Origin of the sequence: Neisseria sp. HMSC065C04, assembly GCF_001815375.1 — a bacterium.
Lineage (GTDB): Bacteria > Pseudomonadota > Gammaproteobacteria > Burkholderiales > Neisseriaceae > Neisseria > Neisseria flavescens_D.
Genome location: NZ_KV820396.1, coordinates 165,934 through 183,182, shown reverse-complemented (window position 1 = coordinate 183,182; position 17,249 = coordinate 165,934). Strand labels below are relative to the sequence as shown.

The 17,249-nt window shown below is 48.7% G+C and carries 16 protein-coding genes; 7 read left to right on the top strand and 9 right to left on the bottom strand.

All coding sequences use genetic code 11. From position 1 onward, the window contains the following. Position 1: 1 nt before the first annotated feature. Both secF and HMPREF3022_RS03280 read left to right on the top strand, forming a co-directional pair. Positions 2-937 carry a protein translocase subunit SecF gene (gene secF / locus HMPREF3022_RS03285; protein ID WP_003686183.1) on the top strand — a complete coding sequence of 312 codons (936 nt, stop codon included), beginning with the start codon at positions 2-4 and terminating at the stop codon, positions 935-937. 323 nt (positions 938-1,260) lie between these two features. After that, complete coding sequence (locus HMPREF3022_RS03280; RefSeq protein WP_049330901.1) at positions 1,261-2,142, top strand: carbohydrate kinase family protein; 882 nt, start codon at positions 1,261-1,263, stop codon at positions 2,140-2,142. Positions 2,143-2,221: 79 nt separating this feature from the next. Here the strand turns inward: HMPREF3022_RS03280 and HMPREF3022_RS03275 are convergent, their stop codons facing one another. From HMPREF3022_RS03275 to rimP, 5 genes are all read right to left on the bottom strand, one after another. Continuing rightward, entirely contained in the window at positions 2,222-2,779 is a 558-nt protein-coding gene (locus HMPREF3022_RS03275; protein ID WP_049330902.1) for a nitroreductase family protein, read from the bottom strand. Between the two features lie 110 nt (positions 2,780-2,889). Next, the gene (locus HMPREF3022_RS03270) at positions 2,890-5,628 is read right to left on the bottom strand and encodes a calcium-binding protein (protein WP_070765128.1); all 2,739 of its coding nucleotides are present in this window, start codon (positions 5,626-5,628) and stop codon (positions 2,890-2,892) included. A 351-nt stretch (positions 5,629-5,979) separates the two neighbouring features. Next, positions 5,980-8,853, bottom strand: a complete 2,874-nt coding sequence (gene infB / locus HMPREF3022_RS03265; protein WP_070765127.1) for a translation initiation factor IF-2 — start codon at positions 8,851-8,853, stop codon at positions 5,980-5,982. Positions 8,854-8,864: 11 nt separating this feature from the next. Then, entirely contained in the window at positions 8,865-10,370 is a 1,506-nt protein-coding gene (gene nusA / locus HMPREF3022_RS03260) for a transcription termination factor NusA (RefSeq protein ID WP_049330906.1), read from the bottom strand. 27 nt (positions 10,371-10,397) lie between these two features. Continuing rightward, positions 10,398-10,829, bottom strand: coding sequence for a ribosome maturation factor RimP (rimP, locus tag HMPREF3022_RS03255; protein WP_003685973.1), 432 nt, complete (start codon positions 10,827-10,829; stop codon positions 10,398-10,400). Positions 10,830-11,172: 343 nt separating this feature from the next. Here rimP and serC point away from each other — a divergent pair, with 343 nt between their 5' ends. Then, positions 11,173-12,279, top strand: a complete 1,107-nt coding sequence (serC, locus tag HMPREF3022_RS03250) for a phosphoserine transaminase (RefSeq protein ID WP_049330907.1) — start codon at positions 11,173-11,175, stop codon at positions 12,277-12,279. A 63-nt stretch (positions 12,280-12,342) separates the two neighbouring features. Here serC and HMPREF3022_RS03245 read toward each other — a convergent pair whose 3' ends face one another. The 4 genes from HMPREF3022_RS03245 to rnhA form a co-directional block, all read right to left on the bottom strand. Continuing rightward, positions 12,343-13,536 (bottom strand): LD-carboxypeptidase, encoded by a 1,194-nt coding sequence (locus tag HMPREF3022_RS03245; RefSeq protein ID WP_070765126.1) that lies wholly within the window; start codon positions 13,534-13,536, stop codon positions 12,343-12,345. 73 nt (positions 13,537-13,609) lie between these two features. Continuing rightward, positions 13,610-14,008, bottom strand: a complete 399-nt coding sequence (locus tag HMPREF3022_RS03240) for an HIT family protein (protein ID WP_070765125.1) — start codon at positions 14,006-14,008, stop codon at positions 13,610-13,612. Continuing rightward, positions 14,005-14,319 (bottom strand): hypothetical protein, encoded by a 315-nt coding sequence (locus HMPREF3022_RS03235; protein WP_070765124.1) that lies wholly within the window; start codon positions 14,317-14,319, stop codon positions 14,005-14,007. Before HMPREF3022_RS03235 ends, HMPREF3022_RS03240 begins: the two co-directional genes overlap by 4 nt. Before the next feature lie 10 nt (positions 14,320-14,329). Next, complete coding sequence (gene rnhA, locus HMPREF3022_RS03230) at positions 14,330-14,767, bottom strand: ribonuclease HI (RefSeq protein WP_036473212.1); 438 nt, start codon at positions 14,765-14,767, stop codon at positions 14,330-14,332. Positions 14,768-15,091: 324 nt separating this feature from the next. Between rnhA and HMPREF3022_RS03225 the strand changes: the two genes are divergently transcribed. The 4 genes from HMPREF3022_RS03225 to tehB all read left to right on the top strand — a co-directional run bounded on the left by HMPREF3022_RS03225 (position 15,092) and on the right by tehB (position 17,203). Then, entirely contained in the window at positions 15,092-15,487 is a 396-nt protein-coding gene (locus HMPREF3022_RS03225) for a DUF5376 family protein (RefSeq protein WP_003745696.1), read from the top strand. Continuing rightward, a complete protein-coding gene (locus HMPREF3022_RS03220; RefSeq protein ID WP_003745697.1) occupies positions 15,484-15,834 on the top strand; it encodes an EndoU domain-containing protein in 351 nt (116 codons plus the stop codon). Before HMPREF3022_RS03225 ends, HMPREF3022_RS03220 begins: the two co-directional genes overlap by 4 nt. Before the next feature lie 2 nt (positions 15,835-15,836). Next, positions 15,837-16,211 (top strand): DUF5376 family protein, encoded by a 375-nt coding sequence (locus HMPREF3022_RS03215; RefSeq protein WP_049330917.1) that lies wholly within the window; start codon positions 15,837-15,839, stop codon positions 16,209-16,211. A gap of 122 nt (positions 16,212-16,333) precedes the next feature. Further along, on the top strand, positions 16,334-17,203 hold the full coding sequence (gene tehB / locus HMPREF3022_RS03210; protein WP_049330918.1) for an SAM-dependent methyltransferase TehB: 870 nt from the start codon (positions 16,334-16,336) through the stop codon (positions 17,201-17,203). The last annotated feature ends 46 nt before the right edge of the window (positions 17,204-17,249 follow it).

Genomic DNA, 17,249 nt, shown 5'->3' with positions numbered 1-17,249 from the left:
CATGGAATTATTTAAAATCAAACGTGATATTCCGTTTATGAGCTACGGCAAACTGACGACTTTTATTTCGTTGGTTACGTTTATCGCCGCCGTGTTCTTTTTGGTAACCAAAGGCCTGAATTTCTCCGTCGAATTTACAGGCGGTACGGTGATGGAAGTCCAATATCAGCAGGGCGTGGATGTGAATAAAACGCGCGAACGCCTCGATACGCTGAAAATGGGTGATGTACAGGTTCAGGCCTTGGGTACGAATAAACACATTATGATTCGCCTGCCGAACAAAGAAGGCGTAACGTCTGCACAGCTGTCCAACCAAGTGATGGATTTGCTGAAAAAAGACAACCCTGACGTTACCTTGCGCCAAGTCGAATTCATCGGCCCTCAGGTTGGTGAAGAATTGGTTACCAATGGTTTGATGGCATTGGGCTTCGTGGTGGCAGGTATTATTATTTACTTGTCCATGCGTTTTGAGTGGCGTTTTGCAGTATCCGCGATTATTGCGAATATGCACGATATCGTGATTATTCTCGGCTGTTTCGCCTTCTTCCAATGGGAATTCTCATTGACTGTCTTGGCAGGTATCTTGGCTGTTTTGGGTTATTCCGTAAACGAATCTGTGGTGGTATTTGACCGTATTCGCGAAAACTTCCGCAAGCCGCATATGCGCGGCCACACTGTGCCGGAAGTCATCGACAACGCGATTACTGCAACCATGAGCCGTACCATCATTACCCACGGTTCGACCGAGGCAATGGTTGTTTCTATGCTGGTGTTTGGCGGTGCAGCCTTGCACGGTTTCTCTATGGCGCTGACTATCGGTATCGTGTTCGGTATTTACTCTTCCGTATTGGTTGCCAGCCCGCTCTTGCTGATGTTTGGCTTGAGTCGTGAGAACATTGCCAAAGAAGTGAAGAAAAAAGAAGAAGTTGTAGTTTAATCGCTGCAATGCTGCGATAAAGGCCGTCTGAAAATTGATTGAATCAGTTTTCAGACGGCCTTTTGTATTTAAATTTCAGAATATTTTGTTTTAATGAAACAGGAGGGGATAAATGTGAAAGAAAAAGAAAAAATAGGAACAATATAATTTTGTGATGAATCAAGTTTATTGTCTGATATTCCCTTAATTGCTTGTCAGTCCCAATATTTTAAAACATAATACTTTTGCCCCCGATGCTGGAGTTTTACTACAAGTACATGATTTGCAAAAATCTGTCGGGTGTGCAGACCCTGCCAATCAACCTCAAAAAAGGAAGGCCAAGAATGAAAGTAACCAGTTTCGGCGAAGTGCTGTGGGACGATTTTCCAAACGGAAAGGTATTGGGTGGTGCACCCCTAAATGTTGCTGTCCGTTTGCAGTCTTTGGGTATCGATGCTGTCATCATCAGTCGTCGCGGCGATGATGCCGATGGCGAGGAATTGCTACGTCAAATTCAAAGTAAAAACGTCAATACTGATTATTTGCAGGTTTGTCACGAATGTGCGACCAGCTTGGTGAAAGTACACTTGGACAAGTCTGGCAGTGCGTCTTATGAGATTGTTTATCCTTGCGCGTGGGACAGGATTGCGGTTGATGATGCGGCAATCAAACGTGTGGCAGAATCAGATGCTTTCGTTTTTGGCAGCTTGGCAACCCGCGATGAAGTTTCGCGTAAAAGCTTGGCGGTTTTGCTGAAAGAAGCCAAATTCAAAATTTTTGACGTTAATCTGCGTAAGCCTCATTACGATATTGACCGCTTGCTTGAGACCATGAAACAGTCCGATATGGTCAAACTCAATGATGATGAGCTGTATGAGTTGGCTGCGGCTTACGGTTCTCCTTATCACAGTATCGAACAAAATATCGGCTACCTCGTTGAGCTGACCGGCGTCAAAATCTTGTGTGTGACTTTGGGTAGTCATGGCGCGGTTTTGTATAAGGACGGCGAGTTGTACCGTCATTGCGGTTTCCGCGTCAAAGTGGTGGATACTGTCGGCTCCGGCGACAGCTTTCTTGGTGGTTTGACTTACAAGCTGCTCAATAATGCGCCTCCTCAAGAAGCCATTGCTTTTGCTTGTGCGCTGGGTGCATTGGTGGCTTCACGTCATGGCGCGACGGCGGATATTTCTTTGGAAGAAGTTGAAGCGTTTATGAATCCTGCTTGATATTTTGACAAGAGACATAAAAAGGCCGTCTGAAAACCATTAAATCAGGTTTTTCAGACGGCCTTAGTATTTTCAGGCTTTACCAATAAGTTGTAAAACATTCTAAGTTGGTATTTTTCGGGCCGCTTCCTTCTTCGGTCGGCGAACCAATCATCATCAGGCCGATGATTTTGTCTTTGTCGGCACACTCAAATGCTTCGCGCAACAATGGGCTGTTGACCCACATGCCCGTAATCCAAACATTGTCGAAGCCTTGAGCAGAAGCAGCCAGTTGTAAAGCATAGGCGGCGCAGCCTGCAGTCAGCATTTGCTCCCATTCAGGTTTGGGTTTCGCCACTTCACGGTTTGGCGCAAATGTAACGCCAATAATCATAGGCGCCATGTTGCCGACGCGTTCGGCCTTTTTCATGGCATCATCACCGAAGTTGAGTTCGGTAACGGTCTTGCCCAAAAGCTCGCGGAAACGTTGTAAGCCGGCCTCGCTTTGAATTACAGTAAAGCGGTAAGGGCGCATATTGCCGTGATCAGGTACTTGTGTTGCCGCTTGCAGCATTTGTTCCAGTTGCTCGGCATTGGGTGCAGGAGCAGTCAGTTTTTTGGAAGAGCGACGAGTGGTGAGGAGATTTAAGGCATCCATTTTTATTCTTTCTTGTGAATTCGAATGAGAATAATTATATAGCAGAACGATAAATAAATCAGCAAAGGACTAAGGCCGTCTGAATTAAGGTTTCAGACGGCCTTTGAGTTTTACAGGATACCGTTGTTTTGTGTATTTTCAGTAATCAGTGCTTTGCTGATTTCATCGGCGGTATAGCTCTTACCGTTTCCGAATACAAAGCTGTCGACATTATTGTTGGTAATGTCATGGATGGTCAGGGTGTCGCCTGTATCTTTGATGGTTAAGACCCAATCATCGCCGGTTTTCAACTGTAAATCTTTCAGCGTCAGCCCTTCTTTGAAAAGGACTTGGGTATCGCTGCCACCATACGGATTAAAGGTGTCGTTGCCGCTGTTTCTGCCAAACATGATAACGGTGTTGTCGGCACCCGGGTCGGTAATGGTATCGTTGCCGCCGGCCGTATCAACGATGTTGATGCCTCGGCCCAAAGTAATGGTTTCATCGCTTCGGTTGCCCCTGTATTCGACAACAGAAGTGTAATGCGACAAATCTAAATCGCTGTTGTCGCTATCGGCGTGGATGGTGTGATTGAAGTTGTTGTACACATCACGGTTGAGTTCTTCAACGGGTTGGCCTGTGTATTGGACGATGTTTTTGTTGCCGATCATGTGCGGGATAGACAGTTTGAAGTGGTTGATCAGCTCGCCTGTGCTGTATGAGGTATTGCCGTCAAACTGAAACTCGGAAATCGCACCATAAATACCGCTTTGGTTTTTGATGGTTAAAACATCGTCCGTGCCTTTAATGCGGATATGCCAAGTATCGCCATCCAACAGGGGGGGGGATACAAATTGGTTGCTGTCGGGTATGTCGGCAATCCCGGTTTTGTCGTAACCTTTTTCAACGGTAATTTCGAGGTCGTCAAGGGTAATGCCGCCGGTAAATTTAACGACATTAGCGTTGAGTCTGTGTAGGCTTGCCTCGCTATCAAAACCGAAGTTGTAGTCGAAAATGGTGTCGTGGCCGTAACCTTTTCCGAAAACATAGGTGTCGTTGTGTTCTCCGCCTTCCAGATAATCATTGCCTGCGCCGCCGTCGAGTAAGTCGGTGCCTACATGGGCATAGAGTTTGTCGTTACCGTTGCCACCATAGAATTTATCGTCGGAAGCAGGTTCGTTGCCGTAATAGGTTTCGCTGTGTTCGCGTAAGATGTCATCTCCGTCGTGGCCATAGAGGGTGTCATGGCCGTCGTTGCCAGCGTCAATTTCATTGTCGGCTGCATTACCATGCAAAGTGTCGTCGCCGTTTGTGCCGGCAAATTTAATGGTTTCGGCTTTCACTGGTTGGAAGGCCTGTTGGAACTGCGCGGCAGTGTAGGTTTGGTCGTTGAACTGGAAACGGTCGATGGAAATACTGCCATCCGCGCCGATTTGGTTTTGAATCAGGGCTGAACCTTGTTCCGAAGTAATTTCCCAGCTTTGGCTGCCATCATCGTTATGGATGGTCTTCAAGTTGAGCTTGGCATTGTTCAGGCCGTCTGAAAACTTGAGGGTATTGATGCCTTGGTTGTCGATAATGGTATCGTTGTTGCCGTAGATATAGGTATCGTTTCCGGCGCCGCCTTTCAGAATGTCTTTCCCCTTGCCGCCCACCAAAACATCGTTGCCTGCATCACCGTTGATGAGATCGTTACCGTCGCCGCCATCTAGATAGTCGTTGCCGTCGCCGCCGTTTAGGTTGTCGTTGCCACCCATGCCGTAAACGGTATCATCACCGCGTCCGCTGTTGAGGCGGTTGCGGCCTTCGTTACCGGTCAGGATGTTATTGCTGTTGTTGCCGGCAGCAAAAATATTGGCCGAGCCGGTCAAGGTAACATTTTCGACATGGGTAGCGGCAGTATGGGAAATGCTGCTGAATACGGTGTCTTCGCCGCCGTCAGCCTGTTCAATCACCACGTCTTTGACATCATCAATGTAGTAAGTGTCATTGCCATCCCCACCTTCCATAATGTCGGCACCGGCTTTGCCGTCGATAATATCGTCGCCGGATGTGCCGATCAGGTGGTCATTGTCGTCGCTGCCATCGATGGTCTTACCGCTTTCGGTATGCTCTGTCAGGGAAATATCAAAATATTTGGCAAAGCTGTTTACATCCAGTTTTTGTGTGCCGATGATGAATTGGGAGACTGCCGGTGTTGTACCGTTTTGAGTGTATTGGTTTTTGATGGTTAAAACGGCGTTGCTGTTTTTCACGGCAATCAGCCAGTCATGACCGCCGGTTTCATTGTTTCGGACTTCAACGGTTAAATCGTTAAGGCTCAGGTCAGTATGGAAGCGGATGCTGTTGTGGCCTTGGTTGTCGATGATGGTGTCTTGCTCGCTTTTGGCAGAGAAAAGGTAGGTGTCGTCACCTTCGCCACCTTCAAGCACATCGTTGCCTGTTTCTCCGTTGAGGGTGTCATTGCCTGTTTCGCCGAAAAGACGGTCGTCGCCTTCGCCGCCGTTGATGAAATCGTTACCGCCACCGCCGTAAACGATGTCGTCTCCGCGGCCGCTGTTGAGGCGGTTGCGGCCTTCATTGCCGATGAGGATGTTGTTGCTGTTGTTGCCTGCACCGAAGATGTTGGCTGTACCCGTCAAAACAAGGTTTTCAACGTGGTTTGGAAGGGTATAGCTGACGTTGCTGTAAACCGTATCATCGCCACCATTTGGATTTTCAATGATTTTATCGTCGCTGCGGGTTACATAATAAACGTCATCTCCCGATGTACCTGTTGTTGCTTGTGCAATAGGGGATGGCTGTAATTGCTCTAAATGTCGTAATTCAAATTGCGCATTGCGGATGCGCATTGCTTTTTCGATTGTCATGATATTTTCTTTAGATATTGATGAGAGTAACAAGGAAGTAAACGTATCCGGCATATGACCGGTATTGCTTAATTTGTATTGTGTTTAGGCTGTATATACTAGTGCCGAAATTTGAGAAAAACAACAGAAACGTTAAGATATGACAATATATAGAGAGCCTTATCAGGCTTAGTTTGCCGTCTATTCTTTTGCCAAATGGCTTTGCCTTGTGCGGCTGTTTTGTTTCTTATATACCACACATCAATTTCAATAGTTTCAAACTATGAATGGTTGTAAAAAGGCCGTCTGAAAAATTAGAAGCAGGTTTCGCATTGCAAAACCTGCTTCTAATTTTTCAGACGGTCTGTCTGATTACAGAGTACGGGCAACTTCGACGATGTCGAAACATTCGAGTTGGTCGCCTTCCATAATCTCGTTGTAGCCTTTGAGCATCAGACCACACTCGAAGCCCATGCGGACTTCTTTGACGTCGTCTTTGTAGCGTTTCAAAGAAGATAGCTCGCCGGTATGGATAACCACGTTGTTGCGGATGAGGCGGACATGGGAATCGCGTTTGACCACCCCATCGGTAACCATACAGCCTGCAATATTACCGACTTTGGAAACGGAGATAACCTGACGGATTTCGACCGTGCCGGTTACTTGCTCTTTCTCTTCCGGAGAGAGCATACCGCTCATGGCGGCTTTCACGTCGTCGATGGCATCGTAAATGATGTTGTAGTAACGGATTTCCACGTTTTCATTCTCAGCCAGTTTGCGTGCGGAAGCATCTGCACGGACGTTAAAGCCGATGATGAATGCGCCGGAAGCGATGGCCAAGTTGACATCCGATTCGGTAATGCCGCCCACGCCGCTGTGCAACACGTTCACTTTCACTTCGTCGGTGGACAGTTTTTTCAGGCTGCCAGCCAAAGCTTCGTAAGAACCTTGTACGTCTGCTTTGATGATGACGGACAAGGATTGGGCTTGGTTTTCGCCCATGTTGTTGAACATGTTTTCCAGTTTTGCGGCCTGTTGTTTGGCTAAGCGCACGTCGCGGTATTTGCCTTGACGGAAGAGGGCGATTTCGCGCGCTTTTTTCTCGTCGGCCAATACCATTGCATCTTCGCCTGCGTTCGGTACATCGGACAAGCCGAGGATTTCGACAGGGATAGACGGGCCGGCTTCATTGATGGCTTTGCCGTTTTCGTCAACCATTGCACGGATTTTACCGAATGCAGTACCGGCCAGCAGCATATCGCCTTTTTTCAGTGTACCGCTTTGAACCAGCAATGTGGCAACCGCGCCGCGGCCTTTGTCCAAACGTGCCTCAACAATGATACCTTTGGCAGGTGCATCGACTGGGGCAGTCAGTTCCAAAACTTCGGCTTCGAGCAAGACGGCTTCGAGCAATGCATCGATGTTCAGGCCTTTTTTAGCGGAAACGTCGATAAACTGTACATCGCCGCCCCATTCGTCAGGCACGACTTCGTGCGCAGTCAGCTCTTGGCGGATACGCTCAGGGTTGGCGGCTTCTTTATCGATTTTGTTGACGGCAACCACAATTGGTACGCCGGCGGCTTTAGCGTGGGCAATTGCCTCGATGGTTTGCGGCATCACGCCGTCGTCGGCGGCAACCACGAGGATCACGATATCGGTTGCTTTCGCACCGCGCGCACGCATTGCGGTAAACGCTTCGTGACCCGGAGTATCCAAGAAAGTAATCACGCCACGAGGGGTTTCAACGTGGTATGCGCCGATGTGTTGGGTAATGCCGCCAGCTTCGCCTTGTACCACTTTGGCACGGCGGATGTAGTCCAGCAGGGAAGTTTTACCGTGGTCAACGTGACCCATTACGGTTACAACTGGCGGACGTGGCAATGCTTCGGCTTCTACTGCTTCAACGCCTTCATCCAAGAATGCTTCAGGATCGTCGGCTGCGGCAGGTTTGCCGATGTGGCCGAGTTCTTCCACCACAATCAGGGCGGTGTCTTGGTCGATAGATTGGTTGATGGTTACCATCATGCCCATTTTCATCAGGGCTTTCACCACTTCGACGCCTTTAACGGCCATTTTGTGTGCCAAGTCGGCAACGGTAATGGTTTCAGGTACCAAAACTTCGTGTACGACAGGTTCGGTCGGCGCTTGGAAGGCGTGTTGGTTTGGCTCAAGTTTGAGTTTTTTGCCTTTTTTGCCGCCGCGTACGCGTTCGTCGTCGCCATTGCGTGCATTGTTGCGGTCACGGCCGCCTTTGCCGCCTTTGCCTTTGGCGTTGCGGCCTTGGTTCTCTTCATCACGGTCACGACGGTCTTCTTTTTTACCGCGCGTGTGTTCGGATTTGCCTTCGCCGGATGCTGCTTTGGCTTTCTCGGCAGGTTTATTGCGTTCGCCTGATTTGGCTTCTTTCGTAGGTTTTGAGTCTTGATCGGCCTGTTGTTTCATGGCTTCGCGGCGTGCTTGACGCTCTTGTTTTTCTTTCAACAAGGCTTCTTGATGCGCACGCAGGGCGGCGGCACGACGGGCCTCTTCATCGCGTTGAGCCTGTTCTTCCACGCTGACGATAGGTTGCGGTACGGCAGGAGCGGCAGGGTTGGCTGCCTTTTTCGCTTCTTTGCCTTTGCTGCCTTTGTCTTGTTTGGCTTTGGCAGGTTTTTTGGCTTCAACGGATTTTTCAGACGGCTTGTTGTCTGCTTTAGCCTCAACTTTTGCTTCGGCCTTAGCTTCTACGGCTTCAACCGGTTTGGCTTCTTCTTTTTTGGCTTCGGCAGGTTTGCCTTCCGCTTTTGGTGCGGTTTTGGCTGCTTTCAGTCTGGCTGCTTCGGCCTCTGCTTTGGCACGGGCTTCGGCTTTGGCGGCAGCTTCTGCTTCAGCTTTGGCTTTTTCTTCGGCAGCTTGGGAGGCTGCTTTTTCTGCTTCGGCTTTTTGGTTTTCCGCTGCTACTTTGGCTTTGGCTTCCGCTGCCAATTCTTCGGAAGAAGGAATAGTAACGGCACGGCTGCGGCGGCGTGTTTCTACTTTTACGCCGTCAACGGTGCTGACTTCGGTTTTTTTGCGGCGGATGCTGATGGTGCCGCTGTTGCTGCCGTTTTTCTTTTGCAGGTAAGCAGTCAACAGTTGTTTGTCGTCAGTGGTTATGCTGTCATTACCGCTGTTTTTATTGACCCCGGCTTCTTTCAATTGTTTAAGCAAATCATCGACGGGGCGGTTTAGTTCGGCGGCAAATTGCGCTACGGTTGTATTACTCATTCAGTACCCCCTTAGTTGTTTTCTTCAGTAAACCAGTGTTCGCGTGCAGCCAAAATCACTTTTTTGGCTTCTTCTTCGTCAACACCGGTAATTTCGACCAATTCGTCAACAGACAATTCGGCCAGATCATCGCGTTGGGTAACGCCGGCTTCGGCCAGTTTGCGCAACATGTCGGAATCTACGCCGTCCAAATTGCGCATGTCTTCAGACACTTCACCCAGTTTTTCTTCTGCGGCGATGGTAATGGTCAGGATCGCGTCGCGTGCGCGGTTGCGCAGGGTTTCAACGATTTCTTCGTCAAAGCCGTCAATGGCGAGCAATTCTGCCGCTGGAACGTAAGCAACTTCTTCCAAAGTGGCAAAGCCTTCTTCCACCAAAATATCGGCAGTTTCGTCGTCGATGTTCAAGTGGGTGGTGAAGAGGTTGCGGATAACCGCGTCTTCGGCAGCATTGCGCTCGTCGGCTTCTTCAACGGTCATGATGTTCAGCTGCCAGCCGGTCAGGATGGAAGCCAGACGGACGTTTTGACCGCCGCGGCCGATGGCCAGCGCCAGTTGGTTTTCGTCAACGATTACGTCAACGGCGTGTTTGTCTTCGTCAATCACGATGCGGCTTACTTCGGCAGGAGACAGCGCATTCATTACGAATTGTGCAGGCTCAGGAGACCACAATACGATGTCGATGCGTTCGCCGGACAATTCGTTGCTCACGGCGTTAACACGGGAACCGCGCACGCCGATACAAGTACCTTGCGGGTCGATGCGTTGGTCGTTGGCTTTAACGGCAACTTTGGCGCGTTGGCCGGGGTCGCGTGCTACTTCGCGGATTTCCAACAGGCCGTCTGCAATTTCAGGCACTTCGTTGGCGTAGAGTTTGGCCAAGAAGTCGCCGCTGGTACGGCTCAAAATGACTTGTTTGCGGCCGGTATTGCCGATTTCGTCCACACGCAGGAAGAGGGCGCGGATGCGGTCGCCGCTGCGGAAGTTTTCACGCGGAATCATTTCTTCGCGCGGAATCAGGGCGTCAAGTTTGCCCGCAACGACTTCAACGATGATGCCGTGGCGCTCGACGCGTTTTACCGTACCGGAAACGATGTCTTCTTTAGAAGCGAGGAACTCGTTCAGGTTTTGCTCGCGCTCCGCATCGCGGATGCGTTGCAGAATGATTTGTTTGGCAGTTTGCGCTGCTTGGCGGCCGAAGCCTTCGTTTGGCAGCTGCTCTTCGTAGTATTCGCCGATTTGGATGGTGGTGCCGGGAATTTCTTCTTGGATTTCCTCGATGGTTTTTTCTACGTCGGGGTAGGTATAGTCTTCATCGGCAACAATCAGCCAGCGGCGGAAGGTTTGGTATTCGCCGGTATCGCGGTCGATTTCGACGCGCACGTCCATGTGCTCGCGGTCGGCTTTTTTCTTGGCAGCAGTAGAGAGGGCGAATTCAAGGGCTTTGAATACGACTTCCGTTTCAACGTTTTTTTCACTTGCCAGCGCTTCGGCCAGCTGTAACATTTCGCGACTCATTTTCTAGAATCTCCAAGTAATCGGTTTTTAAAATTTAAATTCGGGGCGCAAACGGGCTTTGTCGATGTTGCTCAATTCGATTTGGGCAGTTTTGCCGTCGAAAGAGACGGTAACGATGTCGTTTTCGCAAGATTCGATGCGGCCGATGAAGTTTTTCTGACCATCAATCGGCAGGCGTGTTTTGATTTTGGCGTTCTGGCCGGCAAAGCGCACGAAGTCGGCGGCTTTTTTCAACGGACGGTCAAGACCCGGGCTGGAGATTTCCAAACGTTTGTAGTCGATGTCTTCAACCATAAACACGCGGCTCAGATGGTTGCTGACAGTGGCGCAGTCTTCGACGGTGATGCCGCCTTCTTTATCGATGAAAACGCGTAAATCGCCTTGTGCGGTCAGTTCAAAATCGACCAGTTCGTAGCCCAAACCGGGCAGGGTTTTATCAAGAATGCTTTGAATATCCATGCTTCTCCAGAAGTACATAAACAAAAAAATGGCCGCGCGGCCATTTTTCGTGTGATTTGAAAAATTGACCTATTATAACTGTTTTCAAGATAAAAGAAAAGCGTTGATTTGGCGTGGATTTTTTGAAGTGATTGCTTAAATGGAAGGATAGGAGGTGAGGCCGTCTGAAAAGGAAATTGTTGACAAGTTTTGATATGGCGTTTCTGAAATTATTTTGGAAAACAAAGAATTGGTATTGCTTTGTTTTCAGACGGCCTTGTATTTCCTGATTTTTCGTGCTTGCACAATGTGCAAGGCGGTTCTACAATTTCTTCATACCCACCGAATAAGAAAGAAGGTCGCCATGTCCGCACACCCGATTTACAATTTTTCCGCAGGTCCTGCCGTATTGCCGGAAGCGGTATTGCGTACCGCGCAACAGGAGATGCTCGACTACAACGGTACGGGTTTCCCCGTGATGGCGATGAGCCACCGTTCGGATATGTTTTTGAGTATTCTGCATCATGCCGAACAAGACTTGCGCCAGCTTTTGAATATTCCGTCCAACTATAAAATCCTGTTTTTACAGGGCGGTGCGACCACGCAATTTAATATGGTGGCCATGAATTTAGCGCACGGTTTTGCGACTGCCGACGCGGTGGTAACGGGCAACTGGAGCCGCATTGCCTATGAACAGATGAGCCGTTTGAGCAATGCCGAAATCCGTTTGTCCGCGCATGGCGGTGAGCAATATGCCTATAAAAACCTGCCTGCGGTGGAAGATTGGGATGTCAATCCGAATTCCGCGTTTGTTCATTTTGCGATTAATGAAACCGTAAACGGCTTGCAGTATCAAAACGTCCCCAAACTTTCAGACGGCCTGCCGCCGCTGGTGTGCGATATGTCGAGCGAGATTTTGTCGCGTGAGTTTGATGTAGCCGATTACGGCTTGATTTATGCCGGCGCGCAAAAAAATATCGGCCCCGCCGGTGCGACCGTGGTCATTATCCGCGAGGATTTGCTGGAGCGTTGTCCGAACGATATTCCTGATGTGTTCAACTACCGTTCGCACATCAACCGCGACGGTATGTACAACACGCCTTCCACTTATGCGATTTATATGTCGGGCTTGGTGTTCCGCTGGCTGCAAACACAGGGCGGTGTGAAAAAAATTGAAGCGGTCAATCGAATAAAGGCACAAACCTTGTATGAGACGATAGACGGCAGCGGCGGTTTTTACATCAACGATATCCATCCTGATGCGCGCTCCAAAATGAACGTGGTCTTCAAAACCGCAAGCGAAGACTTAGACCGCCGCTTTGTGTTGGAAGCCGAGTTGCAGGGCTTGTGCCTGCTTAAGGGTTATAAAACCGTCGGCGGTATGCGTGCCAGTATTTACAATGCGATGCCGCTTGAAGGTGTGAACGCGTTGGCCGACTTTATGAAAGATTTCCAACGACGTTACGGTTAAGATGAAGATATAAAAAGGCCGTCTGAAACTGGGTTTCAGACGGCCTTTTGATTTGAACAAGCCTTATTCGGTGACTTCTTCAGTAATGCTGTCGCGGTAGATGGTGCTGTCGTAAGTCGGAACAGGAGGCGGCAGCAGGTTGTTGAGTGTCAGCGCGGACGGGTTCAGCGTAGGGTAGCCACTGAAGGTTACGGAATAACCGCCGTTGCCGGTACTGCGGACTTTGGCATGCGCGCCCAAAGGGAAAGTGGTTTTGTTGGTGATGTGGCCGAATGGGAAGCCGGTCAACACAGGAATCTTGGCGGTGCGCGAAATGTGGTTGACTACAGCGGAGAAATCGTAGCTGGAGTCGTACACGTCGCGGATGGTGCCCATGCGGAAATCGCCGAAGATGATGGCGCGTTGTTTTTGCAAAACACCTGACAGATAAAGCGTGTTGAGCATGCGCTCGATGCGGTAGGGTTGCTCGCTGACGTCTTCGATAAAGAGGATGCCGCCTTGAATATCAGGCATGTAAGGCGTACCGGCGAGGGAGGCGAGAACGCTGAGGTTGCCGCCCCACAATGTACCTTCGACGTTGACATCGGCGCGTTGGATGGTTGGAACATCAACGATGTTGACGTTGTTGGTCGTGCCGCGGATGAACGAATCCATGGTAAAGACGCTGGGGTCTGCTTTACCGAATTCGCTGTACACCATCGGGCCTGCAAAGCTCATCATATTGCCTTTGGCCAACAGGGCGAGTTGGACGGCGCACACGTCGCTGAAGCCGAAGAACAATGTGCCGCGTTCACGCATTCTGGCGCCGAGTGAGGCAAAGTCGATTTGCGGCAGGATGCGTGTCGCGCCGTAGCCGCCGCGCAGGCCCATCAAGACTTTGGACGTTTCGATACGGCCGCTGGCAACTTCTTGAAAGTCGGCGGCGCGTTGGGAATCGCTACCGGCAAAGCGTTGGTAACGGCGGCTGCCTGCCTGTTGGTTGGTCACGGTAAAGCCTGCGTTGTAGAGGCGGGTCAGGCCGGTGGTCACACGGTTGGGGTCTTCGGCGAAGCCTGACGGCGCAACAACGCGCAGGAGGTTGTCGCCGGAACGTGGCGGATGGGGTTGCTTAGGTTGCACGGTTTTCGCTTTCGCGGTGGTAGAAGTGGTTTTGGTTTGCGGCGTGGTGGTCGTGCCTGTGCCGCAGGCTTGCAACAACCCTGCGCCTGCCGCGGCAGAGCAGGTACGCAGGAAATGGCGGCGCGTGGTGGAGTTCATTGAGGTTTTCCTTTCGTTATATGTTCAGACGGCCTGAACTTGGCATGTCGGACCTTACAGGCCGTCTGAAAGTTTAAGCGATTAAGTTTTTGATTTGTTGCGGCCAGTTTTCGGGCAAGGCCATACCGTGTTCGCGTACGGGCGCGGCCCAAATCGGCGCGGGGAAGTTGGCGTCGTTTTCAAAGCGGGCCATGACGTGCCAATGCAGGTGGGGCACAACATTGCCGAGGCTGGCCAAATTGATTTTGGCCGGGCGGAAGACTTGGCGCATTGCGGATTCAACCTGATACACCATTTCCATGATTTCGTTGCGTTCGGCAGGGGAAAGGTCGGTCATCTCGGAAACATGGTCATTCCAAATAACGCGGCAGAATGCCGGTGCGCCGGCTTCGTTGTGGACGGCGATAACGCGCAGATTGGGCGTTTGCAGCAAAATGTCTTCGTTGTCGGCAGTGCAGATGGGGCAGGTCATGGGTTTTTCTTTCTCAGTCTGAATAGGAATCGGATGATTTCAATCAGGATTTTTAGAATGAGGTAAATAGCAGTCAGCGTGATGAATGCGAAAAGCCACGGTTTGGGTATAAACCACCAAAATAAATAGGAAGGCGTGATTAAGTCGTCACATTCTTCGGCACTCTCAATGTGATCGCACAATCCAAAGTTAAAATAATCATTGACATCATGAAAGGGCGAATAGGCGAACATCAGCGCTATGGGCGTCACACAAATCAATGCAATGATGGCAATCCAAAAGAATGGTTTGAGATATTTGAGTACAGTCATGGGTGAAGTGTTATGCAAATTTTGCCGCCCCTTGATTAGCGAGTTCGTCGGCTTTTTCGTTTTCAGGGTGTCCGGCGTGGCCTTTTACCCACGTCCAGCGGACATCGTGTTGTTGAACCAAACTATCCAGCTCTTTCCATAAATCGTCGTTTTTAACCGGTTTTTTGGCGGCGGTTTTCCAGCCGTTTTTTTTCCAACCGTGTATCCAGCTTTCCATGCCGTTTTTGACGTATTGCGAGTCGGTACAGATGACGACTTGGCAGCGGCGTTTTAAGGATTTCAGGCCTTCGATGACGGCGGTCAGCTCCATGCGGTTGTTGGTGGTTTCGGCCTCACCGCCGAACAGTTCTTTTTCATGTGTGCCGTAGCGCATAAATACCCCCCAGCCGCCTGCGCCGGGATTGCCTTTGCATGCGCCGTCTGTGTAGAGGTAAACGGGTTTATCCATGGGCATGTCTTTGTCGAATAAGGCGGTATCATAACATAAGGCCGTCTGAAATATCGGCAAATACGGTTTGCGCGTGTAAAATACCCTGCACTTTATCATTCGTTAAGTTGTGCTGGATTGGCGTTGGTTAGGGCTAGAGGGATGTCGAAATCCAAGACTAAAAATGCGGTTAATTAATCAGAAGATATAGCTAAATATAGGAGGAAATCGAAATAAAGGATTGAATGAAAGGGTTTCTAATCGCCAAAAAGATCATTACATCAACGAGCAAGAAAATAAAAATGTTTATAAGGTAACAGAGCCAATTGATTTTAAGTAGAAAATATGAGAATTATATTTGAGTATTATTTTAATGAGGTAAAAAAAGAATTTATTCCAACATGTGACTCAGAGTTTAAGGGGGATTATATACCGTTAATATCTTATTTGAATGATGACTTAGGAGATAAAATTGAATATAAAGAATTTCTTAAGGATATTCTGAATATTTTGATAAATAATAGAGAAGAGGATATATCTTCTAATTCTTGGGGAGTGGATGTAGTAGGAGATAATGTTTATATATTCTTTTTATACGATTCAGATAATAAGCAATATCAAATTAAACTACCTAAAATAGAATTTATCTTTATTATTAGACGATGGATTGATTTTTTAAATAAATCGATTAAGGACCCAAACTACCAAGAAGTTATCGACTCAGAGGATGCTTATAAATGACAGTCATGATCGGTGGCCATGCCGCCTTAGGCAATATACGTGTTGATCGGATATTATATACTTATCCAAATGGCGTATATCTTGCACAAATTTCCGCTTTTGATAGTGAAACTAATCAATATATGACTAAAACTAACAATAATGGGGAGACCTTGATGTTTCCTCAAACGTGGACGGCAGATCGTATCAAAGTGGAAATTAATTCTGCTTATATGAATCAAGTAGATGATTTAGATTCTATTCGTAAAGCTGAAGGTATGTGGGTTGGCATTTCAAATTCAGGCGTACGTGTAGAAGGTTATACCTATCCTGTCGTCACAGCTTTCCCAAGTGCTGAGCAGGAGTAAAGATGAAACTTATTTTTACGTATATTCAACATAAAGGGCAAATTATTCCGGCTTGCTATTTGGAAGAAAATCACCAATTAAATCCATTAACCGGCTATTTGAATGATCCAATGGGTGGTCCAAATTATTTCTCTTTTTTGGATCATTCATTGTCAATCTTAACAGATGAGACGATTCAAGAAGCGGATATTTCTTCCAATTCTTGGGGTGTTGAGGTGATGAACGATCAAGTGAATTTTTATTTTCTCTTTGCTCAAGAAGAGGAATCACTTTATCTCACTTTGCCTCGTGGAATTATGGTTGATGTGTTAAGGTTATGGCTGATTTTCCGAAGCCAAGAACCTGAAGAAGGCTTAATACAGCACTTAGAGTTCTAGATTGGAAAGATGGTCAATTATCAAAGAGTTTTAAAATATCTCAAAATTGCCTGCACTTTATTGCCATTCAGAAAGCCTTGGCAGAAGCCGTGTTGAAACCGTCAAAATAGAAAGGAAATATGATGAGCGAACAGCAAGAATTGTTTTGTTACAAACAGATGCCGGTATGGACGGCGGACGAGATTCCCGAAGCCTTGTTGTCCAAACACAATACTGCCGCCGGTACTTGGGGCTGCCTCAATGTCCTCCAAGGCCGTCTGAACTTCAACGAAGTGGACGAGGCAGGCAATATTACGGCCACGCACGAGCTGACGCCTGAAAGCGATGATTGGATTATTCATCCGCAAGCATGGCACTTTATCGCGCCGCAAACGCAAGACACGGAAATTCAACTGTCGTTTTACTGCGAGGCGGCGGACTATTTCAATAAGAAATACGGCATGAGCGCGACACATTCGGCCGTCCGCGCTGCCGAAGGCATCGTGCCCGTCGGCAAGGTTTTGGATATGGGCTGCGGTCAGGGTCGAAACGCGCTGTATTTAGGTTTGAAAGGTTTTGACGTTACCGCTGTCGATAATAATCCGAACGCGGTTCAAAACGTGGAAGAGCTGGCGCGTATCGAAGAACTGAATGTCCGCGCGTTTGAATACGACCTCAACGCCGCCAATATTCAGGAAAACTTCGATTATATGGTGGCGACCGTGGTGTTTATGTTCCTGATGCCGCGTTACGTTCCTGACGTGATTGCCAATATGAAGGAACACACCAACCCCGGTGGCTACAACCTGATCGTTTCTGCGATGGATACGGAAGATTTCCCTTGCCCGATGCCGTTCCCATTCAAGTTTGGCGAAGGCGAGTTGCGCGAATACTATAAAGACTGGGAATTGGTGGAATACAAGGAAGAGCTGGGTTCGATGCACGCGAAAGACGAATTCGGCAATCCGATTCAGTTTAAATTCGTTACCATGCTGGCGAAGAAACCGGAATAAAGGTTTTACCGTCAAAATGCCGTCTGAATTCAGTTTTCAGACGGCC